Consider the following 23291-nt stretch of genomic DNA (forward strand, 5'->3'; position numbering starts at 1 on the left):
CACCAGCCCCGCGGTACCCCACCCCGCACCGGCGAAGCACCGGAGACGTACCAGCGACGTACCAGAGACGTTCCGGCGCGGCACCGGAGACGTACCGGCGAAGTACCGGTGAAGCGGCGGGCCTCCCCCGCGCCCGCCGCTCCCCGGGAATCACCCGCACCACCCCCAGGCCCCAGGAAGGCAACGGCATGACCCACCGGCGTTGGTTCACCCCCTGGCTGCTCGCCGGGCCCGCGATAGTCTGGCTGGCCGTCTTCAACCTCTGGCCGGCCGTCAACACGGTGATCCTCTCCTTCACCAACGCCAAGCCCCTGGGCGGCGGGCAGTTCACCGGCCTGGAGAACTACGGCCGGCTGCTGGACGACGACCAGCTCGCCGACGCCCTGGTCAACAGCATCGTGTTCATGCTGGTCTGCCTACCGCTGCTGACCGTCCTGCCGCTGCTGCTCGCCCTGCTGGTGCAGCGCAAGATCCCCGGCATCACCTTCTTCCGCACCGCCTTCTACACCCCGGTGATCGCCTCCGCCGTCGTGGTGGCGCTGATCTGGGGCTGGGTGCTGGACGAGCGGGGCCTGGCCAACGGCCTGCTGCAGCAGACCGGGCTGGCCGACTCCCCGGTCGCCTTCCTGACCGACCGCTGGCTGCTGCTGTTCAGCGCGATCGCCCTGACCGTCTGGAAGGGCCTCGGCTACTACATGGTCATCTACCTGTCCGCGCTAGCCAACGTCCCGCGCGAGCTGCACGAGGCGGCGGCCGTGGACGGCGCCGGACCGCTGCACCGGTTCTGGCACGTCACCCTGCCCGGGGTGCGCCCGACCATGATCCTGATCTCGGCGCTGATCTCGGTGAGCTCGCTGCGCGTCTTCTCCGAGCTGTACGTGCTCTCCAACGGCCTCGGCGGCCCCGGCGGCCGGGACATGTCGGTGGTGATGCTGATCCAGATGTACAGCCGCGGCTTCAACGGGCACCTGGGCTACGCCTCGGCGCTCAGCCTGCTGCTGTTCGTCGTCACCCTCGGCCCGATGCTGTTCCTGATGCGGCTGAACCGGAAGGCGGCCTGACCCCCCATGACCACCGTCCGCACGCCCCAGTCCCCCGACACCCCCGCCGAGCCCGCCAAGGCCGCCGAGGCCACCAGGCCCACCGGCCCCGCCGGGCCCGCCAGGCGCTCCCGGAGCTTCAACACCCCCTCCACCGCGCAGACCGCCGCCCGCTACCTGCTCCTGGTGCTGGTCCTGCTGCTGGTCATCGGCCCCTTCCTGTGGCAGCTGTCGACCTCCCTCAAGGGCCCCGCCGAGGACGTCTACACCCGCACCCCGAGCTTCCTGCCCGACCAGCCCACCCTGGGCAACTACGGCAAGGTCGCCGAGGTCATCCCGGTGTGGACCTACGCGCTCAACTCGGTGATCGTCGCCGTGGTCTGCATCACCGGCAACGTGGTCGGCTGCACGCTGGCCGGCTACGCGCTCGCCCGGCTGCGCTTCCGCGGCGCCAAGCTCGTCCTCGGCCTCTTCCTCGCCACCCTGATCCTGCCCGGCGAGGTCACCATCGTCTCCCAGTACGTGCTGGTGCGCGGACTCGGCCTGGCCGACACCCTGGCCGGCGTCGCGCTGCCCGGCTCGATCGCGATGCTCAACGTGCTGCTGATGCGCACCGCCTTCGCCGCCGTCCCGGCCGAGTTGGACCAGGCCGCGCTGGTGGACGGCGCCAACGTCTGGCAGCGGCTGTGGCACATCGGCCTGCCGAACGTGCGCGGCATGCTCAGCGTGATCGTGATCTTCACCTTCATCGGCGCCTGGGACGACTTCCTGTGGCCGCTGATCGTGCTCAACGACCCGCAGAAGTACACCCTCACCGTCGGGCTCCAGTACCTCAACGGCACCTTCGCCGCCAACCCCCGGCTGATCGCGGCCGGCACCATGATCGCCTTCCTGCCGATCGTCGTGGTGTTCGGCGTCTGCCAGCGCTTCTTCTTCAAGGGCGTCGAGGAAGGAGCCGTCAAGGGATAGCCCGACCGGGGACCGCCCCCGCCGGTGACGACCCACCGTCCGTACGCCCCACACCCGTTGAGGAAGCCCTCCGATGACCCCGATGACCACCGCTCCCCGCTTCGGCGTCAACTACACGCCCAGCGCCGGCTGGTTCCACCACTGGCTCGACTTCGACCTCGACGCCGTGCGCGCCGACTTCGACTCCATCGCCGCCCTCGGCCTGGACCACGTGCGGGTCTTCCCGCTCTGGCCGGTCTTCCAGCCCAACCGCACCCTGATCCGCCCGCGCGCCGTCGAGCAGCTGACGGCCCTGGTGGACGCGGCCGGCGAGCGCGGTCTCGACGTCGCGGTGGACGGCCTGCAGGGCCACCTGTCCAGCTTCGACTTCCTCCCGTCCTGGACGCAGACCTGGCACCGCCGCAACATCTTCACCGACCCCGAGGTGCTCGACGGCCAGGCCGCCTACCTGCGCACCCTCGCCGACGCCCTGAGCGAGCGGCCCAACTTCCTCGGGATGACGCTCGGCAACGAGATCAACCAGTTCTCCGGCGCCCCGCACCCCGACCCGGACCGGGCCACCCCCGCCGAGGCGGAGGCCTGGCTGCGCCGGATGCTCGACGCCTGCGAGCAGGGCGCCCCCGGCCGGCTGCACCTGCACGCCTCGTACGACGCGGCCTGGTACCTGGACGAGCACCCGTTCACCCCCTGGCACTCGGCCCGGATCGGCGCCGCGACCGCCGTGCACTCCTGGGTGTTCAACGGCACCGCCCAGCGCTACGGCGCCCACTCCACCGCCACCGCGCAGCACGCCGCCTACCTGGTCGAGCTGTCCAAGGCCTGGGCGGACGACCCGGCCCGCCCGGTCTGGCTGCAGGAGGTCGGCGCGCCCGCCCCGCACATCACCCCGCAGGACGCGGCGCGCTTCACCGGCGCCACCGTGGAGGCCGTGCTGGACTGCCCGGACCTGTGGGGCGTGACCTGGTGGTGCTCGCACGACGTGGACCGCTCGCTCGCCGACTTCCCCGAACTGGAGTACAGCCTCGGCCTGTTGACCACCGACCGGACGGTCAAGCCGGCCGGCGCCCGGCTCGCCGAGGCCGCCGCCGAGGCCCGCCGCTCCTGGCAGCCGCCGAAGCCGCGCAGCACCGCCGTGGTGGTCGCCACCGGCGACGAGGCCCTCTCGCCCCGGCGCTCGGTCTGCGGCCCCGGCGGCCCGGTGTACGAGGCGTTCATGCGCCTCGCCGAGGAGGGCGCCCGCCCGACCACGGTGCTCGCCGAGCGCGCCGAGGACCGCGAGCACCTCGCCGCGCGCGGCATCACCGAGGTGGTCCACCCCTCCGACGTACCGTCCCTCTAGCCAGTCCGTTTCCCCTCAGCCACGCAACGGAGCCCGCTGACATGCACGATGACCGCACCCTGGTCGAGTCCCGCCTCAAGCGCGTCCTGGACGAGCGCATCCGCCCGGCCGTCTACCCCGAGTCCGTCCCGCTGGAGGTCGGCATCTGGACGGCTCCCGGCGAGCCCGTCCCGGTCGCCGAGGGCCTGGCCGCCCCGCGCACCCCGATCGCGGTCGGCGACGCCTGGGGAGCGCCCTGGGGCACCAGCTGGATCACCGTGACCGGCACCGTGCCGCAGGAGTGGGCCGGGCGCACCGTCGAGGCGCTGATCGACCTCGGCTTCGACGCCAACATGCCCGGCTTCCAGTGCGAGGGCCTGGTCTACCGCCCGGACGGCTCCCCGGTGAAGGGCCTCAACCCGCAGAACCAGTGGGTGCGGATCGCCGCCCCGGCGGCCGGCGGCGAGCAGGTGCTGCTGCACGTCGAGGCCGCCTCCAACCCGGTCATCCTGGACTACCACCCCTTCCTGCCCACCGAGTTGGGCGACAAGAAGACGGCCGGCGACCAGCCGCAGTACAAGCTGACCCGGATGGACCTGGCGGTCTTCGACGAGACGGTCTGGCAGCTGGTGCTGGACCTGGAGGTGCTCGGCGAGCTGATGGCCGAGCTGCCGGTGGAGGGCGCCCGCCGCTGGGACATCCTGCGCGCGGTCGAGCGGGCGCTCGACGCCGTCGACCTCCAGGACGTCAACGGCACGGCGGCGGCGGCCCGTTCGGAGCTGGCCGGTGTGCTGGCCGCGCCCGCCGTGCCGTCCGCGCACCGGATCAGCGCGATCGGCCACGCGCACATCGACTCGGCCTGGCTGTGGCCGCTGCGCGAGACCGTCCGCAAGGTGGCCCGCACCACCGCCAACATGACGGCGCTGCTGGAGGACGAGCCGGACTTCCTCTACACCATGTCCCAGGCCCAGCAGTTCGCCTGGATCAAGGAGCACCGCCCCGAGGTGTACGCCAGGGTCCGCAAGGCCGTCGCCGAGGGCCGCTTCGTCCCGGCGGGCGGCATGTGGGTGGAGTCCGACACCAACATGCCGAGCTCGGAGGCGATGGCCCGGCAGTTCGTGCACGGCAAGCGGTTCTTCCTGGACGAGTTCGGGGTGGAGAACCACGAGGCCTGGCTGCCGGACACCTTCGGCTTCACCGGCGGCCTGCCCCAGATCATCCGCAACGCGGGCTCCAAGTGGCTGCTGACGCAGAAGATCTCGTGGAGCCAGATCAACAAGTTCCCGCACCACACCTTCCTCTGGGAGGGCATCGACGGGACCAGGATCTTCACCCACTTCCCGCCCGTGGACACCTACAACTGCTCGATGAAGGGCAGCGAGATCGCCCACGCGGCGAAGAACTTCAAGGACAAGGGCGTCGCCCGGCACTCGCTCGCCCCGACCGGCTGGGGCGACGGCGGCGGCGGCACCACCCGCGAGATGGTCGCCAAGGCGGCCCGGATGAAGGACCTGGAGGGCTCGGCCACCGTCCGCTGGGAGAAGCCCGCCGAGTTCTTCGCCAAGGCCGAGGCCGAGTACCCGAACCCGCCGGTCTGGGTCGGCGAGCTCTACCTGGAGCTGCACCGCGCCACCCTGACCAGCCAGGCGAAGACCAAGCAGGGCAACCGGCGCAGCGAGAACCTGCTGCGCGAGGCCGAACTCTGGTGCGCCACCGCCGCGTTGCGCACCGGCGCGGAGTACCCGTACGAGCAGCTGGACCGGATCTGGAAGACGGTGCTGCTGCACCAGTTCCACGACATCCTGCCCGGCTCGTCCATCGCCTGGGTGCACCGCGAGGCCGAGGCGACGTACGCGGCGCTGGCCGGGGAGCTGGAGGCGCTGATCGGCGCGGCCCAGCAGGCGCTGGCCGGGGCGGCCGCCGGCGGGCGGGAGCTGGTGTTCAACTCGGCGCCGCACGGCCGCTCGACGGTGCCGGCCGGCGGGGCCGCCACGGTCGGCCTGCCGGACGGCACCTGCGAGGCCGTCGAGCGCCCCGGGGGCGGCTTCACGCTGCGCAACGGCCTGCTGGAGGTCGCCGTGGACGCGGACGGCCTGATCGCCTCGGTGGTCGAGACCGCGACCGGCCGGGAGACCGTCGCCCCCGGCAGCCGGGCCAACCTGCTCCAGCTGCACCCCGACTTCCCCAACATGTGGGACGCCTGGGACGTCGACCAGTTCTACCGCAACACCGTCACCGACCTGACCGGCGTGGACTCGCTCACCGCCGCGTCGTCCCCCGCCGGGGCCTCGGTGCGGATCGCCCGCTCCTTCGGCTCCTCCACCGTCGTCCAGACCCTCACCCTGCCGGCCGGCGAGCAGCGGGTGGACATCGACACCGAGGTCGACTGGCACGAGACCGAGAAGTTCCTCAAGGCCGCGTTCCCGCTGGACGTCCACACCGAGCGCTACGCCGCCGAGACCCAGTTCGGCCACCTCTACCGGCCCACCCACACCAACACCAGCTGGGACGCGGCCAAGTTCGAGGCCTGCAACCACCGCTTCGTCCACCTCGACGAGCCCGGCTGGGGCGTCGCCCTGGTCACCGCCTCCACCTACGGCCACGACGTCACCCGCACCGTGCGCCCCGACGACGGCGGGACCACCACCACGGTCCGCTTCTCGCTGCTGCGCGCCCCGCGCTTCCCCGACCCGAAGACCGACCAGGGCCTGCACCGCTTCCGGCACGCCCTGGTGCCGGGCGCGGCGATCGGCGACGCGGTCCGCGAGGGCTACCGGATCGGCCTGCCCGAGCGGACGGTCACCGGCAGCGCCGAGCGGGTCGCCCCGCTGGTGGAGCTGGACAACGACGCCCTGGTGGTGAGCGCCGTCAAGCTCGCCGACGACCGCAGCGGGGACCTGATCGTCCGGGTCTACGAGGCCGGCGGCGGCCGCGCCCGGGGCCGGCTGACCACCTCCTACCCGCTGGCCGGCGCCGTCCCCTGCGACCTGCTGGAGCGGCCCTGGGACGGCACCCGCGGCGAGGTGGCGGTGGAGGACGGCGCGGTGCGCCTCGCGCTGCGCCCGTTCGAGCTGGTCACCCTGCGGCTCAGCGCCGCCCGCCGAGGCTGATCTACGCTGTTCGGCGCCCCGGCCCCCGCGGCCGGGGCGCCGCCCCCTACTTCCTGGAGCCCACCGTGCCGTTCACCTCGCTGTTCGCCGCCCTCGACATCGGCGGCACCAAGATCGCCGGGGCGCTGGTCGACGCCGACGGACGGCTGCGGCACCGGCTCCAGCTGCCCACCCCGGCCACCGAGCCCGGCGCGGCCGTGCTCGCCGTGGTGCACCAGGTGCTGGAGCGGCTCGCCGGGACGGCCGACTGGGCCGCCGTGACGGCCGTCGGGATCGGCAGCGCCGGCCCCGTCGACCTCGCGGACGGCACCGTCAGCCCGGTCAACATCCCCGGCTGGCGCGGCTTCCCGCTGGTCACCGCGGTCGCCGCGCACCCGGCGGTGGCCGCGCGCACGCTGCCCGTCCACCTCGCCGGGGACGGCGTCGCGATGGCCGCCGCCGAGCACTGGCAGGGCGCGGCCCGGGGCGCCGACAACGCGCTCTGCCTGGTGGTGTCGACCGGCGTCGGCGCCGGACTGGTGCTCGACGGCGCGGTGCGCCCCGGCCCCAGCGGCAACGCCGGCCACCTCGGCCACATCACCGTCGACCTGGACGGCGAGCCCTGCCCGTGCGGCTCCCGCGGCTGCTTGGAGGGCCTCGCCAGCGGTACCGCGATCGCCCGCCGGGCGCTCGCCGAGGGCTGGCGGCCCGTGGACGGCGACCGGACGGCCCGCGCCGTCGCCGCCTCCGCCGCCGCGGGCGACCCGGTCGCGCTCGCCTCCTTCGACCGCGCCGCCCGGGCACTGGCCGCCGGGATCGCCGCCACGGCCGCCCTGGTGGACCTCTCCCGGGTCGTCGTCGGCGGCGGCGTGGCCGAGTCCGGGGACGTGCTGTTCGCCCCGCTCGCCCGCCACCTGGACCGCTACGCCGCCCTCTCGTACATCCGCGGCCTGGACGTGCGCCGCGCCGAGCTCGGCACCGACGCCGGGCTGATCGGCGCGGCCGCGCTCTGCCGCTGAGCCTCCCCGGAGCCGCCCGCATGCCGCCGTTCGCCCTCCTGAAGAACCCCGTCCGCCGCTACGCCTGGGGCTCGCCCACCGCCATCCCCGCGCTCACCGGAACCGCGCCCGACGGCACCCCGCAGGCCGAACTCTGGCTCGGCGCCCACCCGTCGGCGCCGTCCCTGCTGTACGGATCCGGCGACGGCGGAGACGGCAGCGGCCCGCGGCCGCTGGACCGGCTGATCGACGCCGACCCGGACGGCCTGCTCGGGGCGGACACCGTCCGGCGGTTCGGCCCGGCGCTGCCGTTCCTGTTCAAGGTGCTGGCCGCCGACCGGGCGCTCTCCCTCCAGGTCCACCCCACCCGCGCCCAGGCCGAGGCCGGGTACGCGGCCGAACAGGCCCGGGCCATCCCGCTGGACGCGCCGGAGCGGGTGTACAAGGACCGCGGGCACAAGCCCGAACTCCTCTGCGCGCTCGGCGACTTCGAGGCACTGTGCGGCTTCCGCCCGGCCGCCGGCACCGCCCGGCTGCTGGACGCGCTCGGCGTGCTCGCCCCCTGGGCCGCCGCCCTGCGCACCCGGCCCGCCGAGGCCGTGCTGCCCGAGCTGCTGCGCTCCGGCCTGAACGCCGACGGCTCCGAACTCGCCGCCGTCACCAGCGCCCTGCGCCGCACGGCGGCCGCCGGCGGGCCGTACGGCGCGAGCAGCGCCGCGTACGCCCGCCTCGCCGAGGAGTACCCCGGCGACCGGGGGCTGCTCGCCGCCCTGCTGCTCCACCACGTCCGGCTTACCGCCGGGCAGGCGCTGTACCTGGACGCCGGGGTGCCGCACGCCTACCTCCGGGGCGTGGGCGTGGAGTTGATGGCCAACTCGGACAACGTGCTGCGCTGCGGCCTCACCCCCAAGCACGTCGACGTGGACGGCCTGCTGGCGGTCACGGACTTCCGGCCCGGGGAGGTCGAACTGCTCGCCCCGCGCCCGACCGGCGACGGCTTCGAGGAGGAGTACCCGTCGCCGGCCGAGGAGTTCAGGCTCTCCCGGCTGCGCCCCGGCGCCGCCGCCGTCCGGGTCGACCGCCCCGCCCCGCAGATCCTGCTCTGCGTCTCCGGGCGGGCCCTGCTGCGGGCCCCCGGCGGCTCCGAACTCCCGCTTCCGGCGGGCGCGTCGGCCTACCTGCGCCCGGGCGCCGGGCCGGTCGGACTGACCGGCCCGGGCGCGGAGCTGTTCCGGGCCACCACGGGGTAGCCGCGCCGACCGGCCGAGGCCGCGGGCGGCAGACTCAGGCGGCGGGCACCCGCCGCGGGCTCAGGCGGCAGAACCGGCCGCGGGCTCAGGCCGGTGCCGGGTGGCCGAACAGCAGGTCGTAGCCGTCCGGGAGTTGCTCGATCACCTGGTCCAGCAGCTCGCCGGGGACGAGGTCGGCGACGGCGCTGAGCACGGCCCCGATGTCCCACTGCGCCGTCGCCGGGGTCGCCCCGTCGATCCACCCCACCACGGCCTGCACGAAGCGCTCGGCGGTCAGCGGTTCGGCCGCGGGCTGGGCGTCGCGCAGCAGCGAGGCGTAGGTCTCGGGCAGCGCGTCGGCGAGTTCGCCCCGCTCGGACCCCACCAGGTGCTCGCCGAGCAGGGCCAGCACGACCCGGGTGGCGTGGTCCGCCTCGGCCGCGCCCCGGTACTCGCCGCGCTCCACGACGCGGGCGAGGAAGTCCTCCCAGGAGATGGTCATCGCGTCCTCCTTCCGGTCGGCGGGCTCGGCCGGACCGACGGCGGCGCGCTCGCCCTGGGCCAGGACGGGGATCGCGGTCCGTGACCGCCGTGGGACGTACCGGTGCCCGTGCTGCTCAGCGTAACTCGCCCCGGCGCCTTCGGAACCGGCCGCCGCCGTCGATCACGCCGCCGCCCCGGGGCAACGGTCCGTCCTGCGGTCCACCGCACTGTTCACCGCACCGCCCGCCGCGCCGCTCACCGCGCCGAGGCGTGGCACCGCCTGCGCGGCCGCCGGGACGGCAGCAGCCCGCCGGTGGCCGGGCCGGCCGCCACGCGCTGCGCCGGGGGCGCCGCGCTCACCGCTGCCGCCGCGGTCACCGTGGTGGCCGCCAGGACCGCCTGGGCCCGGGCCGGGTCCGGCATAAACGCCGAGAGAAAGATCCGTTCCGCCGGGCTCAGCGCCCGCGAGCGGCCGGATTCGCGATCCCGGGCGACCACCACGGTCCGCGCCCGCATAAAGGTGAGCCGGTCCCGGCAGACATTCACCTCGACCTGGGCGGAACTCCGTCCGAGCCGTTCCACGGTGAGCACCACCGAGAGCGGCTCGGGCCGGTGGTGCAACTGCTCCAGGTAGTCGATCTCGTGCCTGGCGATAATGAACCCGGACGGGAACAGCGACTCCCGGACGGCGGTTTCGTGGTGGCAGAACAGGTCGTAAATCCCCTCCTGGATGTAGCCGACCAGACGGGCGTTGTTGATGTGCCCGTTCTCGTCGACGTCGCTCCACCGGGTGGGGCAGGACAGCACGTGCACGCCCGGCAGCACCGCGCTCACTGCCGGGTCAGCCCGGCACCGGCGGGGAGCAGCGCGCGCTGCAACCTGGCGTAGTAGCCGGAGTGTTCGGCCGCCATCCGGGCCGCGGTCCAACCCTCCTCGGCCGCCTCGGCGGCGGCCTGGACGACCAGGCTGTCCAGCACCGCGTCGACCGCGCGGCACAGATCGTGGACGGCCGCGAGCCGCTCGGTCACATCCGCCCCGCTCCCTGCGTTCCGGGACGGGAAGGCGGCCAGTGATTCCATCGCGAGTTGAAGGTCGTCGACTCCGTCTGGCCGGTTTTCCGCAGGGAAATTCCGCATGATTTTCTCCATGACTCATTCGGCCATTACGGCCCAGTAGCTAGCGTTCGAATGCACCGGATCGGTGTCGACCCCCCGACCCCACGACGCTATCCCAGCCGACGGGGGTCGACGGATGGTTTGCCGACCGCGACGGAAAACTGACCTCCATCGGAGTAGTTTGTCGGTGTACACAATATGCCCCATCAGTCGAATGCCGTCCGCAATTCGAGTGGTATCCACGACGCGCGGCCCCGGATCGACTCCTCGGGGAACGAAATCTGCTACCAGACGCTCCACCACCTCGCCTTGTACAGGTGCGAGCCCCGCAGCGACCGCGTCCCCTCCGGCCGGTGCAGGGTGATCACCGACGTGCACCAGTCGCACGGCGCCTCGTGTTCGGGCGCCACCGTGAGCAACCGGCCGGTGCCGGGTTCGTCGCCGACGCTCTTGAGGTCCCGCTCGGCGGCCGGATCGGCCAGGTGCACGGCGGTGAAGCGGTCGGTGGCCGGGTCGAAGCGCCACAGGCCGGTCAGCGTGGCCACCCAGAACCGCCCGGGATCCGCCAGGACGGGCGCCAGGTCGTGCCCGCCGCGGTCGGGCAGCGGGCTGCTCCGCACGACGGTGAGGGCGGGCGCGGCCGGGGTGCCGCCGACCCGCAGCGCGGTCAGCGCCGTGTCGCCGAGCACCCAGAGCAGGCCGGTCCGCGCGTCCCAGTGCACCCCGTGCGCACCGGGCAGCGGGAACTCCGCGTACGCCGCGGCCCGCGGGCCCTGCGAGGCCGCGTACAGCCGCACCCAGCCGCCCGCGCTCGCCGCCACGGCCACGTTGCCGTCCGGCAGCAGCTCGATGCTGTGCGGGTTGGCGGCCGTCCCGAGGTCCGTCGCCCAGTGGACGCGGCCGGTGGTGGTCTCCACGACGGCGGCCAGCCCGCCGGAGGCGGTGGTCAGCAGGAAGCGCCGCCCCTGCCGGATCCGGGACTTGGCCTCGTCCGGGTCGGTCCAGCTGCGCGCGGGCGCCAGATCCGTCAACTCCGGTGCGCGGTCGGCACTCCAGCCCCACACGACGGGCAGTCGGCCCGGGCCGCGGTAGGCCATCAGCTCCTCGGCGCTCTGCAACACCAGCACGCTGCGCGAGGCCTGGTCCACGACCGCCACCTGCCGGCCCGGCGACCTGGCCCACGCGCCGCTCGTCGGCGCGCAGAGCAGCAGGGCGACCGCGAGGGCCGGCAGTGTTCTCCTCAGCACGCCTTCACCGTGGGTGCTGCGGGCCGACTCCGCTCGGCGGCACGTCCGAACGGACGATCGAAGCGACGGCCGTGGATCGCGCGGCGCCGGCGGCGGGTCCGCCTCGTTCACTGTCATCCGGACATCCTGGCGGGACGACCGCACCGGCGGCCGTCGCACCGGGTCGGCACGCCGCCGGACCGTCAACCCGGTGCCGCCCGCACCCGTTCAACACCCGGTTTCCCGAAGGCCCGAGGCCCGGCGCCCGGAGGCCCGGCCCCGTGGGCTCAGCGCCCGGCGACCAGGTCCGCGACCCGGGCGATCGGCGAGGTGGTGGCCCGCCCGGCCGCCTCCTGCCGGTCGGCGGCGTGGTACGCGGCGTACATCGCGTGCACCCCGAGCCAGCGCAGCGGCTCCGGCTCCCAGCGCCGCACGGTGTGGCCCACCCAGGGCAGCCGGGTCAGCTCGGTGTCCCGGCCGAGCACCAGGTCCCGCAGGGTGCGGCCGGCCAGGTTGGTGGTGGTCACCCCGCTGCCGACGTACCCGCCGGCCCAGCCGAGCCCGCTCACCCGGTCCAGCTCCACGGTGGCGCACCAGTCCCGGGGGACGCCGAGCACGCCCGCCCAGGCGTGGTCGATCCGGGCCTGCGCGGCGGCCGGGAAGAACCGGTCGAGGACGGCCCGGAGCTGGCGCACCGTCTCCACCTGGGTGCTGCCGTCCGAGTCCGTCCGCGAGCCGAACCGGTAGGGCACGCCCCGCCCGCCGAGCGCGATCCGGTCGTCGGCGGTGCGCTGCGCGTACATGTAGGCGTGCGCGAAGTCGCCCAGCACCTCGCGGCCCTCCCAGCCGGCCTCCGCCCAGAACTCGGCGGGCAGCGGCTCGGTGGCGACCATCGCGGAGTTCATCGGCAGCCAGGTGCGCTTCTCGCCGCGCAGCCCGGCGGTGAACCCCTCGGTGGCGCGCAGCACGTGGTCGGCGGTGACGGTGCCGTACGGGGTGACGGCGCGGGGCTTGCGGTAGCCGCTGCCGGGCAGGATCGCGGTGACCGCCGTCCCCTCGTACACCTCGACGCCCAACTCGCGGACGGTGCGGGCCAGTCCGCGGGCGAGCCGGGCGGGCTGGATGCGGGCGCCGTGCGGCGTCCAGCAGCCGCCGAGGGTGCCGGCGACATTGATCCGCTCGGCCGCCTCCTTGGCGCCGAGCAGCTCGACCCGGCCCTCGCCGTAGGCCCGCTCGGCCTCGACATGGGCCCGCAGGCGCTCCAACTGCGGCTTGCTGCGGGCGACTTCGAGGACGCCGCCGCAAACGATGTCCGCGTCGATCCGCTCGGCCCCGGCGACGCCGACGACCTCCCCGACCGCCTCGTCCATCGCCCGCTGCATCGCGGCCGCGCGCTCCCGCCCGTACCGCCTGGCGAAGGCTCCACGCCCCGCGAAGCCGTTGTACAGCCAGCCGCCGTTGCGCCCGGAGGCGCCGTAGCCGCAGAACCGCCGTTCGAGGACGGCGATCCGGAGGGCGGGGTCGGCCTTCTTCAGGTAGTAGGCCGTCCAGAGCCCGGTGTACCCGCCGCCGACCACGCACACGTCGACGTCCCGGTCCCCGGGCAGCGCGGGGCCCGGCTCCGGCACCCCGTCCGCCGCGTACCAGAACGACACCTCGCCGTTGACCGCCGCCACCGGAAACCTCCCGTACCCTCGCTGACCTGCCCGGACGCTACCTCCGCGGGTTCGGCCCGGGCCACCCCCCACACTGCAAGGATCACCGGGCCCGATCAGCCACCCTGTCAGTCCCGCAGCAGCTCCAGGGCCCGCGTCCAGTCGTACGAGCCCGGCGTGAAGTCCGCGATCCGCACCCCCATCCGCCGCAGCCTCGCCAGGCTGTCCGCATAGGCCGGATGCGCCGCCTGCGCCGCGCTCAGGCAGGGCTGGACGGCGACTGGGACACCCCAGCCGTACGACTCGCAGAGGATCCCCAGCGCCAGGGTGTCCGAGATGCCCAGGGCCCACTTGTTGAGCGTGTTGAAGGTGGCGGGGGACACGACGAGGGCGTCCGGGTCCGGCAGCGGCCGGGGCTCCCCCGGCTTCCGCCAGGCGGAGCGGATCGGGTACCCGGTCCGCGCCTCGATCGCCTCGGCGTCGATGAACCCCATGGCCTGGGGCGTCGCCACCACCCCCACGTCCCAGTTCTGCTCCTGCGCGGCCGAGATGAGCTCCCCCACCCCGCCCGCGACCCCCGCCGCGCACACCACGACGTACAGCACCGGCTTCGTCGTCTCGGACACCCTCGGCCTCCCCACTCTCGGACTGCTCGCTCTCGACCCGCCTGCGGACCCCCGAACAGTAAGCCGCCCCCGTGGCCCGCTCCACCCGCCCGGTCGACGCCCGACGGAATCGAGCGGTATTCGAACAACCTGGCCGGGCCCCACCAGTACGCCGACGAACCGAGTGGGCACGGCTGCCCGTCCGTCGCTCCGCTCCGGGACCGCGCCCGACGGGCCGGGCGGCCGGGTGCGGCCGTCGTCGCAGGCAGGGCGCCCTGCGGGGAACCCGGCGGTAGCGTCGGGATCAAGCTTCGCCATGAGCATGATCACGCCGTTTTCCGTTTCGACCGGCCGCCTCGCGCCACCCGTGGGTGAAGATCGAACCGGAAAGAGATCGTTCACGATGTTCCTGCGGAATACGGCTCCGACGACCGCGGAAACCCCTGTCCGGACCGCTGGGGACGGCCCGGACCGGTACCACGCGCCGGACCGGCCGAACAGGACCGACAGGATGGGGAACACATGCTCTTGGAGCGCGACGAGGTGCTGGGCACGGCCTCGGCGGCCGCGGCGGCGGCGCGGGCGGGCAGCGGACGCTGGGTCCTGCTCTCGGCACCGGTGTCCGGCATGGGGCGGACCGCCGCGCTGGAGGCGATCGTCCGGCAGCAGGCCGACGGTGACGCCGTACGCGTCGGACGCGCCCGCGGCGTACCGGAGGAGACGGCGTTCCCGTTCGGGCTCGTCCGCCAGCTCTTCGCGGACGACGAGGCCGTGCCCTTCTCCGTCGCGGCCGGAGCGGACGAACAACGGCTGTTCCACGGGCTGGTGACCAGGCTGACCCGGTCCGCCGCCGAGCGGCCGGTCCTGCTCGCGGTCGACGACCTCCACCACGCCGACGAGCCGTCCCGGCGCTGGCTCGGCTACCTCGCCCGCCGCATCGCCGAGATCCCCGTCCTGCTGGTGCTCACCGAGCGCGCCGACCCGTCCGGTCCGGCCCCCTTCCCGCCCGCCACCGGCACGGCCGTCGCCCTCCCCGCGCTCAGCGTCCCCGCCGTCATCCGCCTCGCCCGGGACGCCGGCCTGGACCAGCGCTCCACCGTGGCCTGCGTCGAGGCGGGCATCGGCAACCCGGCCCTGGTGCGGGCGCTCGTCGCCGACTTCGCCGACGGGGCGCTCCCCCGCCCGTCGTCCACCCCGTCGCGCAGCCGCTTCCGCGACACGATCGCCCGCTGGCTGGGACGGGCCGACCCCTGCGTACGCCACGCCTGCCTCGCCCTCGCCGTCGCCGCCGAGGGCGGGATGCCCGTCGGCCCCGGCCTGCTCCACCAGCTCTCCGACCTCTGCACCGCCACCCGCTCCCCGGGCGAGCGGTCCGCGCGCCGCATCAGCAGGCTGCTGGACCACCCCCTCGCACGGGAGGCCGTCCTCGCCGTCGCCGCGCCGGAGGAGATCGCCGCACTGCACACCCGCGTCGCGGAACTGCTCGACGAGAGCGGCGCGCCCGCGACCGCCGTGGCCTCCCGGCTCCTGCGGGTCGAACGGCCCGGCGAGGCGTGGATGGCCCGCTCGCTGTCCGAGGCCGCCGAGGAGGCGATGCGCGCCGGTCACGTCGCGGAGTCCGCCGCGTACCTGCGCCACGCCCTGAGCGGCCCGCTCGATCCGGACCGGCGGGCCGCCCTCACCATGCGCCTCGGCGCCCTGGAGCTCCCGCACAACGCGACCGCCGGCATCCGCCGGCTCCGCACCGGACTGGAACTGCACACCGACCTCCGGGACCGGGCCACCGCGGCCACCGCCCTCTGCGCGGCCCACGTCGCGCGCCGGGATCCCGACACCGCGCTGGAGGTCCTCCGCCGGGCCGGTCGCGGCGCCGACGACGACGAACTCGTCCAGGTGCTGGGAACGCTCGGCGCGCTCGTCTCCTCGCACGACAACGACGCCTGGCGCGGTGCCGTCGCCGGCCTGCGCGCGCTCGCCCCGACCGCACCCCCCGCCATCGAGCCCCTGGTGTGCGGACTGATCACCGAGTACGAGGCCGGGGCCGGCCTCTGCTCGGCGGCCGAGGTGCTCGACCGGGTCCGGCCGCGGCTGGCCGCGCCGGTGGACCCGCGGCTGCGGACCGCCTGGCTCGGCAGCGCGGCCACCCTGCTCCAGTGGGCGGACCGCCTGGACGAGGCACGGGAGTTGACCGGCCAGTGCCTGCCCGCCCCGCCCGTCCCCCCGGACCTGACCGACGTGGGCCTGCAGTGCCTGCTCAGCGTCCGGGCCGAAGCAGCGCTCTGGGCCGGGGAGTTCGACCGCGTCATCGCCGAGAACGCCCCCCTGGTGGAGGCGACCGCCGGACAGGGCGTCCGACTGCCGCACCTCGCCGCCATGGTGGCGACCGCCCGGCGCGAGACCGGCCGGCGCTCCGCGGCCTGGGAGGCCGTGGCCCTGGTCGGCCCGTCCGGCAGCGACAGCTCCTGGGAGTGGAACGAACTCAGCTACACCCGGGCCCTGTTGCACGCCGCGGACGGCGACTGGCAGGCCGCCCTCGACGACTACCTGGTCTGCGGAGCCGGCCAGCTCGCCCACGACTTCGTCAGCCCGGTCGCCACGCCGTGGCGCTCCGGAGCGGCGCACGCCCTGGTACGGCTCGGACGGCGGGACGAAGCCCGCGAACTCGCCGAGGAGGAACTGCGCCACGCCCGGACCTGGGGCACCCCGCGCACCGTCGGCCGGGCGCTGCGGGCCTACGCCGCCGCCGTGGGCGGCCGGCTGGCCCTGTGCTCGCTGACCGAGGGCGCCGAACTGCTCAGGCCGGCCGCCGCGCCCGTGGAACTCGCGGAGGTGCTGATCGACCTCGGCCGGGCCCACATCGAGGCGGGCAGCGGCCGCAAGGGCCGCGACACGCTGCGCGAGGCGCACGCCGTGGCCCTGCGGCTGGCCGGGCCCGCCCCGGAGACCGGCGGACCGGCCCCGGTCGGCCGTCTCCTCGGCGCGGCGGAGGAGGCGCTGCGCGAGGGCGGGGTGCGGAACCGGGACGGCGGACACGCCCTGAGCCCCGCCGAACGGCGCGTGGCCGAACTGGCGGCGGCGGGGCACACCAACGCCCAGATCTCCTCCGCGCTCTGCCTCACCCGCCGCACCGTGGAGACCCACCTCACCAACGCCTACCGGAAGCTGCGGATCGCCCGGCGCACCCAGCTGGTGGCGGCGCTGGAGCGGTAGCGGCCGCGGACGCGCCCCCGCCCGGGCGCGGATGCACCCGGGCGGGGGCGGCCGGTTCGACCCGGCCCAGCGCGATCAGGGCCCCGGCACCGGATCCCGCGTCAGGACTCGGCGTCAGGACTTCGGCGTCAGGACTTCGACAGGGTGAAGGAGACCGCGGCGTTGTCGCCACTGCCGCCCTGCCAGGTGCACTTGTACCCGGCCGGCGCGTCGCAGCTGTAGCCGTTGCTGCCCCAGTAGGGGTTGTTCCAGTGCACCTTGACCTGGTTCTGCTCCCCGGCCACGTTGAAGCTGACCTCACCCTCGGTGCCGGTCATCACGCCTTCGGACTCGCTCGCCCACTTCGCGGTGACACCGGGCTGGACCATCGACGGCGGCATCATGTTGTCGGACCAGATCCCCCACTGCAGGCTCGCGCCGGAGCGGGTGAGCAGCTTCCCCGAGTTGTTGGTCAGGTTGATGCTCGTGCTCCGCGAGGCGCTGGTCAGGCTGGGCATCTCCGCGGCGGCGGCCTTGGCCCGGCTGCGCCCTATGCTGAAGGTGACCGCGGTGTTGTCCCCGCTGCCGCCGCTCCGGGAACAGGTGTACCCGTCCGGGACGGAGCAGCTGTAGTCGTTGCTGCCCCAGTACGGGTTGTTCCAGTGCAGCTTGACCTCGCCGCCGTTGTCGAGCGTGTAGGTGATGTTGCCCTCGGTCCCGGTCGCGAACCCGCAGGACTCGCTCTGCCAGCTGGAGGACTTCGTGTTGGGGATGTAGTCGGACGGCAGCATGTCGTTCGTCCAGCAGCCGTGGTCGAGCTTGTCCCACGTCTTGGTCAGGCCGGACCCGCTGCCGTTGGAGAGCGTGACCTTCGTGGAACGGTCCGCGGCGACCAGCGGCACGTTCGCCGCCGCGCTCTCGGCGGCCGGGCGCTGCGCCGCCGAGGCCTGCGGCCCGTCCTGCCCGGCCGCGGCCTGCGCGGACGGGGCGAGGGCGACCGCTCCGGCCGCCATCAGCACGGCGGTGAGGGCGCCCGCGGCCGTGCGGCCCAGACCGGTCATGGAGGTCGTACGCTGCATGGGTCTACCAACTCTCTTCTCGGCTGGACGAGCGGACACGCGTCACGCTCGCCTTGGTCCCGTCCGGAGGGGGGCGCCGCGGCTGGATGCCGGCGCCGGGTGACTCACTGGCTGTGGAGACTCACTGGATGTAGAGCTCCCAGGTCTCCACGCCGTTGTCCCAGATCTTCTCGATCCTCATCGCGATGGCGCTCCCGAGGCCGTACAGCACCCAGTACGCGGCCTCGGCGGCGAACTGGGAGTTGTACCGGCCGACCCAGTGCCAGATGTCGAGCGCCTGCGCCGACGCGCCTTCCTGGACGGCGGGCGCCGCGACGGGCGCCGGCGCGGCGTGCGCCGGGGCGGGGGAGGCCGCGGCGGCGTAGGCCTGGGCGGTACCGCCGACGAGAACCGCGGCCGCGAGAGCCGCGCTGAGCGAGGCCGCTCCGATTCGCCTGTTCATGACAAGTGTCCCTTCTGGGCGTTCCACGTGAACAGCCGGTCACCCGGGGCCGATCGGTCCCGCCCCGACCCGGCTGCGGGGTGCGGTGGCAGTCACAGACTGGCATCCGACCACCACGCTCGGGCATCGTGGAAAACCGCGAACTTGGCACGGTGGGCGTCCGGCCGAAGGCCCCCGAGCCGCGCCGCGACGGCGCGCTCGGGGGCCGGTACGCACCCGCGACGGGGTCAGCTCGCCGCAGCGGCCGCCAGTTCGGCCGCGGCGTCGGCGCAGCCCCAGCTGAGCGTGACGCCGGCGCCCCCGTGGCCGTAGTTGTGGACGGTCCGGCCGTCCGGCTCCGCCTCGAGGCGGGGACCGCCGTGGCGGGCGGGCCGCAGGCCGACGACGTGGCCGAGGACGCGGGCCTCGCGCAGTGCGGGGATCCGGGCCGTGCAGCGGGCGAGGATCGCCTCGGCGGTGGCCGGATCGGCGACGGTGTTCCAGTCGTCCGGTTCGAAGGTGCCGCCGAGGACGACGTCGGTGCTGCGGGGGTGGATGTACGTGTAGCCGGCCGGGTCGTCCTGGATCCGGGTCGAGGTGGGCAGGCCGGGGTTGCGGACGAGGACGAGCTGGCCCCGGATCGGGTGCACGGCCCGGTCGTCGCAGAGCTGCCGGGCGCCGATCCCGGTGGCGTTGACGACCACGGGCGCCCAGGCGCGGGCCTGGTCGAGGGTGTCGAGGCGGCGGTGGACGATCCCGCCGCCGTTGTCGACGAACCGGCCGAGCAGCCACGGCAGGTAGAGCGGCATCTCGACGGCGGGCGCGGTGAACGACCAGCCGTCCGCGCAGTCCGCCCCGCGTTCGGCGGCCGTCAGCCGGCGCAGGTCGGGGACGGCGTCGCCCCACCAGGGCTGGCCTGCCGACTGCCGCTCGTGCTCCAGCATGCGGGTGCTGCGCATCGAGACGCCGGGCACGCCCTCCTCGGCCTGGCGGGCGAACTCCGCGAAGGCCGTCGCGGACCAGTCCGCCACCCGGCCGCCGGTGCCGGTGGCGACCGGGAACCAGACGGCGGCGGCCACCGCCGAGGTCGTCGACAGCAGTCCGTCGGCCGTCACCACGACGACCCGAAGTCCCTTCTCCTGCAGGCGTATCGCCGTGGTGAGCCCGATGATCCCGCTCCCGACCACGACGACGTCCATCACGCCGTCCACCGTGCCGCCCGTCGCACCGTTCACCGTGCCGGCCGTCGTGCCGTCCATCGCGAACCCCTCCCTCGGAGACCGCCCACCGGGTGCCGGCGGCCCTCACCAGGAAAGCGGCTCGCGCCGGACGCCGTCCAAGACCGGTTCTGTCCGGAAGCGATAAGCCGCCCTTATCATCGCCGGATGGATCTGCGGATGGATCTGCGGCGCATGCGCTACTTCTCGGTGCTGGCGGAGGAGTTGAACTTCACCCGGGCCGCCCGCCGGCTGCACGTGGCGCAGCCGGCACTGAGCCAGCAGGTCAAGGCGCTGGAGCGGCAGCTGGGCGTGGAGCTGGTCGAGCGCACCACCAAGGGCTGCGCGCTGACCCCGGTCGGGCGCGCGGTCGCCGAGGAGGCCCGGCGGGTGCTGCGGGAGGTGGCGGCGGCCGAGGAGCGGGTCGCGGCGGTGGTCCAGGGGCGGGAGGGACGGCTGCGGGTGGCGTACACCCGCTCCGCCCGGGGCGGGGTCTGCGACGCCCTGGTGACGGAGTTCCGCAACCGCTACCCGCGGCTGGACGTCGCCCTGCAGACCGGTTGGACCTCGCACAACGTCGCCGAGCTGCTCGCCGGGCGGCTGGACGCGGCGTTCGTCCGGCCGCCGCTGGACGTCCCCGGGCTCGACTGCCGGATCGTCGCCGAGGAGGAGCTGCTGCTCGCCGTGCCGGCCGGCCATCCGCTCGCCCGCACCCGGGCCCGGATCGGCCGGCACCGGATCGCGGACGAGCCGGTGGTGCTCTGGCCGCGCCAGAACGGGCCCGGGATGCACGCGCTGATCACCGGGCAGCTCTGGCCGGGCCGGTCGCCGCGGATCGTGCGGGAGGAGCCGGACGACGAGCAGCTCCTGCTGGCGGTGGCGGCGGGGTACGGCATCGCGCCCATCCCCGAGGGCCGGGCCCGGGTGTTCCGGATCCCCGGCGTCTGCCTGCGCCGACTGACCGCTCCGGTGCCGACCGTCACCCTGGGGCTGGCCCACGATCCGCGGACGGCTCCCCCGGCCGTCCAGCTGCTGCTGGCGATGGCCCCGGGGCTCGCGGGGTCCGCGGGCGCCTGACCGGACGCAGGAGGACGACCGGACGCGGAGAGACCGTGCCCGCCCCCGTCATGCCGCGGGGCGGGCACGGCCGTCGGGGCCGGCTCAGCCGATGGTGGAGCCGGTGACCGGGGCGGAGAGCTCGACAGTCTCGCCCTTGAGCCCGGTCTTGACGAACTGCCAGCTCAGGCCGGTGATGACGCCCTTGTCCAGCGGGGCCAGCTTGGCGAAGGCGGGCTGGCTGAGGTCGATGTGGGTGGAGTCGCAGGAGGGACACTGGTCCTTCACCGGGACGGTGACGGTCTTGCCCTGGTAGGTCACCTTGACCGAAATGCCCTTGCAGACCGGGTCGTTGTTCGGGTTGGCGGTGGTCCACCAGGTGTGCGAGACGGCGACCAGCATCTGGGTGGAGGCGTTGATCTGGGTGCCGCAGGCGCCGTAGCCGGCGTCGGTGTAGTAGGTGGCCTTGCCGGTCATGGGCTGGTTGATCGGTATCGCCGCGCTGGCGGAGCCGGCCGTGAGGGCGATCAGGGCGGCCGCGGCGAGCGGAGCGCCCGCGAGGATCCTGAGGTTCTTGCCGATGGCGCGCATGGTTCGTTCCCTTCGGTTGCGGTGAAGGTCATGAGCATGACAGGCAGAAGTCGGCACATTCGCACGGAAGTTCACCGACCGAACGCCTTTGTGGGGGAAACGTATGCGCCTGACCGCAAGGTGGTCCAGACCTCCGCGATGTTGGCATGAACACAAGGCAAGAATCTTTACCAATGCGGCCGAAGGGGCGAAGATGCGTGACCGCCCTGCCACGGAGGGTGTTGACAGGCCGTCACCCGAGCCACCGGAGGCCCCCTCAGATGCGCACCTCGCTCGTCGCCCTGCTCCTCGGCAGCGTCCTGCTCCCGACCACCGCCCCCGTCACCGCCGGCGCCGCGCCGCGCGAGGTGAACCAGGGCTACAGCATCCCGGTCGCCGGCGTGACCGACCTCGGCGCCCTGCCCGTCCTCGCCAGTCTCGGGCTGGACTTCGCCCGGCTGCTCGGGCAGTAACGACCGCACCGCCGTCACCGAACGTCACAGCCGCACCGGTATCCGGGCAGGCGTCGGCCCCGAGGCGGGAACCGCCCGCGCCGGCCCGGATTACTTCCGCTCCGAAAATTAGTAACCCCACCCCCGGGCCACAAGCCCGAACCCCCGCCCGCAGTGCGCCCGCCATCCCCCCGTCATCCGCCGCAACACCCGGCAAACGGCCGCAAGCCGCCGCAACGAAGCGGCAACGCCCTTTCCCACCAGCCAAGATGACGATTGACAGGGGCCCGGGCGGTTCAGCACGATGAGGCCCGAGCCCATCCGCAGCGACCAGGAAGGAGGGCCGATGGCCACCGTCGTCCGCCCCGTCCCCCGCCGCTGCCCGCGCCGCTGTTGTCGCGGCGCCCTCGCCCGCTGACGTCCGCCGAAGCGGACCGTCACGCCCCCGTACGCCCGCTGCCCGCCGTGCGGAGCCGTACGCCCACCGCCGCCTGACGCCGCTCCGCGCACCCGCCGTCCGTCACGCGGCGTAGCCGTATCCGCCGTCGCCACACCCGTCCCGAAAGGGCCCCGCCATGACCACCGCCCCCGCCTCGCCCGCCTCCCCCGCCGAACCGACCACCGCCGACGCCACCGCCCCGACCGCGCTCCGCCTCACCCCCGTCGCCGGCCGGATCGGCGCGCTCGTGCACGACATACGCCTCGGCGGCGACCTCCCCGCCGGGACCGTCGCCGCCCTGGAGGCCGCCCTGTACGAGCACAAGGTGCTCTTCTTCCGCGGCCAGCAGCACCTGGACGACGCCGGGCAGGAGGCCTTCGCCCGGCTGCTCGGGCAGCCGGTCGGCCACCCCACCGTGCCCAGCGCGGACGGCCGCTACATCTTCGAGCTGGACGCCACCAAGGGCGTGCGCGCCAACAACTGGCACACCGACGTCACCTTCGTCCCGTCCTACCCCAAGGCCTCGATCCTGCGCTCCCTGGAGGTCCCGCCGGCCGGCGGCAGCACCGTCTGGGCCAACACCGCGGCCGCCTACCGGGACCTGCCCGCCCCGCTGAAGACACTCGCCGAGAGCCTGCGCGCCGTCCACACCAACGACTACGACTACGCCGCCCGGCTCGCCCTGCGCCCCGAGCTGGCGGACAACGCCGAGGTCGCCAGGCTGTTCCGGGACGTGTTCGTCTCCACCGCCTTCAGGACCGAGCACCCGGTGGTCCGGGTCCACCCGGTGACCGGTGAGAAGACCCTGCTGCTGGGCGCCTTCGCCCAGCGCGTCCAGGGCGTCTCGGGCGACGACAGCAAGGCCCTGATCGACCTCTTCCAGCGCTACGTGGAGCGGCTGGAGAACACCGTCCGCTGGGACTGGCAGGTCGGCGACGTGGCGATCTGGGACAACCGCGCCACCCAGCACTACGCGGTCGCCGACTACGGCGACGAGCCGCGCCTGGTGCGCCGGATCACCCTGGACGGCGACCTGCCGGTCGGCGTGGACGGCGCCCCGAGCCGGCTGCTGGAGCCCGCCGACCCGCCGCGGGTGCCGGGCCTGGTGCCCGCCGAGGAGCTCGAAGCGGCCAACTGACCG

At 74.4% G+C, this 23291-nt stretch carries 20 protein-coding genes; 10 read left to right on the plus strand and 10 right to left on the minus strand.

Features of this window, described 5'->3' with window-relative positions; all coding sequences use genetic code 11:
* Positions 1–188 precede the first annotated feature (188 nt).
* From ACFVXH_RS31340 to manA, 6 genes are all read left to right on the plus strand, one after another.
* On the plus strand, positions 189–1061 hold the full coding sequence (locus tag ACFVXH_RS31340) for a carbohydrate ABC transporter permease (RefSeq protein ID WP_074005259.1): 873 nt from the start codon (positions 189–191) through the stop codon (positions 1059–1061).
* Between the two features lie 6 nt (positions 1062–1067).
* Positions 1068–2009 (plus strand): carbohydrate ABC transporter permease, encoded by a 942-nt coding sequence (locus ACFVXH_RS31345; protein ID WP_375877253.1) that lies wholly within the window; start codon positions 1068–1070, stop codon positions 2007–2009.
* Between the two features lie 82 nt (positions 2010–2091).
* Complete coding sequence (locus ACFVXH_RS31350) at positions 2092–3348, plus strand: glycosyl hydrolase (protein WP_117491474.1); 1257 nt, start codon at positions 2092–2094, stop codon at positions 3346–3348.
* A gap of 41 nt (positions 3349–3389) precedes the next feature.
* Positions 3390–6437, plus strand: coding sequence for an alpha-mannosidase (locus tag ACFVXH_RS31355; RefSeq protein ID WP_387829239.1), 3048 nt, complete (start codon positions 3390–3392; stop codon positions 6435–6437).
* A 65-nt stretch (positions 6438–6502) separates the two neighbouring features.
* Positions 6503–7435, plus strand: a complete 933-nt coding sequence (locus tag ACFVXH_RS31360) for an ROK family protein (protein ID WP_387829241.1) — start codon at positions 6503–6505, stop codon at positions 7433–7435.
* A 20-nt stretch (positions 7436–7455) separates the two neighbouring features.
* Positions 7456–8664 (plus strand): mannose-6-phosphate isomerase, class I, encoded by a 1209-nt coding sequence (gene manA, locus ACFVXH_RS31365; RefSeq protein WP_387829243.1) that lies wholly within the window; start codon positions 7456–7458, stop codon positions 8662–8664.
* Between the two features lie 85 nt (positions 8665–8749).
* Here the strand turns inward: manA and ACFVXH_RS31370 are convergent, their stop codons facing one another.
* From ACFVXH_RS31370 to ACFVXH_RS31395, 6 genes are all read right to left on the minus strand, one after another.
* Entirely contained in the window at positions 8750–9145 is a 396-nt protein-coding gene (locus ACFVXH_RS31370) for a DUF2267 domain-containing protein (protein ID WP_049660531.1), read from the minus strand.
* A 236-nt stretch (positions 9146–9381) separates the two neighbouring features.
* Positions 9382–9960 (minus strand): acyl-CoA thioesterase, encoded by a 579-nt coding sequence (locus ACFVXH_RS31375; protein WP_387829245.1) that lies wholly within the window; start codon positions 9958–9960, stop codon positions 9382–9384.
* Positions 9957–10154: a hypothetical protein gene (locus ACFVXH_RS31380; protein ID WP_049657510.1), complete on the minus strand. Its 198-nt coding sequence runs from the start codon at positions 10152–10154 to the stop codon at positions 9957–9959. The genes ACFVXH_RS31375 and ACFVXH_RS31380 overlap by 4 nt, the downstream gene beginning before the upstream one ends.
* Positions 10155–10525: 371 nt before the next feature.
* Positions 10526–11488 (minus strand): DUF6528 family protein, encoded by a 963-nt coding sequence (locus tag ACFVXH_RS31385; RefSeq protein ID WP_387829247.1) that lies wholly within the window; start codon positions 11486–11488, stop codon positions 10526–10528.
* Between the two features lie 266 nt (positions 11489–11754).
* Positions 11755–13143 carry an NAD(P)/FAD-dependent oxidoreductase gene (locus tag ACFVXH_RS31390; RefSeq protein ID WP_387829249.1) on the minus strand — a complete coding sequence of 463 codons (1389 nt, stop codon included), beginning with the start codon at positions 13141–13143 and terminating at the stop codon, positions 11755–11757.
* A 107-nt stretch (positions 13144–13250) separates the two neighbouring features.
* Positions 13251–13748 (minus strand): flavoprotein, encoded by a 498-nt coding sequence (locus tag ACFVXH_RS31395; protein ID WP_387829251.1) that lies wholly within the window; start codon positions 13746–13748, stop codon positions 13251–13253.
* A 501-nt stretch (positions 13749–14249) separates the two neighbouring features.
* On the opposite strand from ACFVXH_RS31395, the gene ACFVXH_RS31400 reads away from it, so the two are divergent.
* Positions 14250–16937, plus strand: a complete 2688-nt coding sequence (locus ACFVXH_RS31400) for a LuxR C-terminal-related transcriptional regulator (RefSeq protein ID WP_387829253.1) — start codon at positions 14250–14252, stop codon at positions 16935–16937.
* A 128-nt stretch (positions 16938–17065) separates the two neighbouring features.
* Here ACFVXH_RS31400 and ACFVXH_RS31405 read toward each other — a convergent pair whose 3' ends face one another.
* The 3 genes from ACFVXH_RS31405 to ACFVXH_RS31415 form a co-directional block, all read right to left on the minus strand.
* Positions 17066–17995 carry an aegerolysin family protein gene (locus ACFVXH_RS31405; RefSeq protein ID WP_074005251.1) on the minus strand — a complete coding sequence of 310 codons (930 nt, stop codon included), beginning with the start codon at positions 17993–17995 and terminating at the stop codon, positions 17066–17068.
* A gap of 121 nt (positions 17996–18116) precedes the next feature.
* Positions 18117–18437: a hypothetical protein gene (locus ACFVXH_RS31410; protein ID WP_117486900.1), complete on the minus strand. Its 321-nt coding sequence runs from the start codon at positions 18435–18437 to the stop codon at positions 18117–18119.
* Between the two features lie 227 nt (positions 18438–18664).
* A complete protein-coding gene (locus ACFVXH_RS31415) occupies positions 18665–19675 on the minus strand; it encodes an FAD-dependent oxidoreductase (RefSeq protein WP_387829256.1) in 1011 nt (336 codons plus the stop codon).
* Positions 19676–19801: 126 nt separating this feature from the next.
* Here ACFVXH_RS31415 and ACFVXH_RS31420 point away from each other — a divergent pair, with 126 nt between their 5' ends.
* Positions 19802–20710 carry a LysR family transcriptional regulator gene (locus ACFVXH_RS31420; RefSeq protein WP_387829258.1) on the plus strand — a complete coding sequence of 303 codons (909 nt, stop codon included), beginning with the start codon at positions 19802–19804 and terminating at the stop codon, positions 20708–20710.
* Between the two features lie 84 nt (positions 20711–20794).
* Here the strand turns inward: ACFVXH_RS31420 and ACFVXH_RS31425 are convergent, their stop codons facing one another.
* On the minus strand, positions 20795–21280 hold the full coding sequence (locus tag ACFVXH_RS31425; RefSeq protein ID WP_049656984.1) for a cysteine/serine endopeptidase inhibitor: 486 nt from the start codon (positions 21278–21280) through the stop codon (positions 20795–20797).
* Positions 21281–21540: 260 nt separating this feature from the next.
* On the opposite strand from ACFVXH_RS31425, the gene ACFVXH_RS31430 reads away from it, so the two are divergent.
* Both ACFVXH_RS31430 and ACFVXH_RS31435 read left to right on the plus strand, forming a co-directional pair.
* Positions 21541–21732, plus strand: coding sequence for a hypothetical protein (locus ACFVXH_RS31430; RefSeq protein ID WP_049656983.1), 192 nt, complete (start codon positions 21541–21543; stop codon positions 21730–21732).
* Positions 21733–22286: 554 nt separating this feature from the next.
* Entirely contained in the window at positions 22287–23288 is a 1002-nt protein-coding gene (locus ACFVXH_RS31435) for a TauD/TfdA dioxygenase family protein (protein WP_387829260.1), read from the plus strand.
* The last annotated feature ends 3 nt before the right edge of the window (positions 23289–23291 follow it).

The organism is Kitasatospora sp. NPDC058184, assembly GCF_042883725.1.
GTDB lineage: Bacteria > Actinomycetota > Actinomycetes > Streptomycetales > Streptomycetaceae > Kitasatospora.

Bases quoted from the DNA above. Each gene is read 5' to 3' on its own strand.
- ACFVXH_RS31340 (WP_074005259.1), top strand. From the start codon at position 189: ATGACCCACCGGCGTTGGTTCACCCCCTGGCTGCTCGCCGGGCCCGCG.
- ACFVXH_RS31345 (WP_375877253.1), top strand. From the start codon at position 1,068: ATGACCACCGTCCGCACGCCCCAGTCCCCCGACACCCCCGCCGAGCCC.
- ACFVXH_RS31350 (WP_117491474.1), top strand. From the start codon at position 2,092: ATGACCACCGCTCCCCGCTTCGGCGTCAACTACACGCCCAGCGCCGGC.
- ACFVXH_RS31355 (WP_387829239.1), top strand. From the start codon at position 3,390: ATGCACGATGACCGCACCCTGGTCGAGTCCCGCCTCAAGCGCGTCCTG.
- manA (WP_387829243.1), top strand. From the start codon at position 7,456: ATGCCGCCGTTCGCCCTCCTGAAGAACCCCGTCCGCCGCTACGCCTGG.
- ACFVXH_RS31370 (WP_049660531.1), bottom strand. From the start codon at position 9,145: ATGACCATCTCCTGGGAGGACTTCCTCGCCCGCGTCGTGGAGCGCGGC.
- ACFVXH_RS31400 (WP_387829253.1), top strand. From the start codon at position 14,250: ATGCTCTTGGAGCGCGACGAGGTGCTGGGCACGGCCTCGGCGGCCGCG.
- ACFVXH_RS31405 (WP_074005251.1), bottom strand. From the start codon at position 17,995: ATGCAGCGTACGACCTCCATGACCGGTCTGGGCCGCACGGCCGCGGGC.
- ACFVXH_RS31410 (WP_117486900.1), bottom strand. From the start codon at position 18,437: ATGAACAGGCGAATCGGAGCGGCCTCGCTCAGCGCGGCTCTCGCGGCC.
- ACFVXH_RS31415 (WP_387829256.1), bottom strand. From the start codon at position 19,675: ATGGACGGCACGACGGCCGGCACGGTGAACGGTGCGACGGGCGGCACG.
- ACFVXH_RS31420 (WP_387829258.1), top strand. From the start codon at position 19,802: ATGGATCTGCGGATGGATCTGCGGCGCATGCGCTACTTCTCGGTGCTG.
- ACFVXH_RS31425 (WP_049656984.1), bottom strand. From the start codon at position 21,280: ATGCGCGCCATCGGCAAGAACCTCAGGATCCTCGCGGGCGCTCCGCTC.
- ACFVXH_RS31430 (WP_049656983.1), top strand. From the start codon at position 21,541: ATGCGCACCTCGCTCGTCGCCCTGCTCCTCGGCAGCGTCCTGCTCCCG.
- ACFVXH_RS31435 (WP_387829260.1), top strand. From the start codon at position 22,287: ATGACCACCGCCCCCGCCTCGCCCGCCTCCCCCGCCGAACCGACCACC.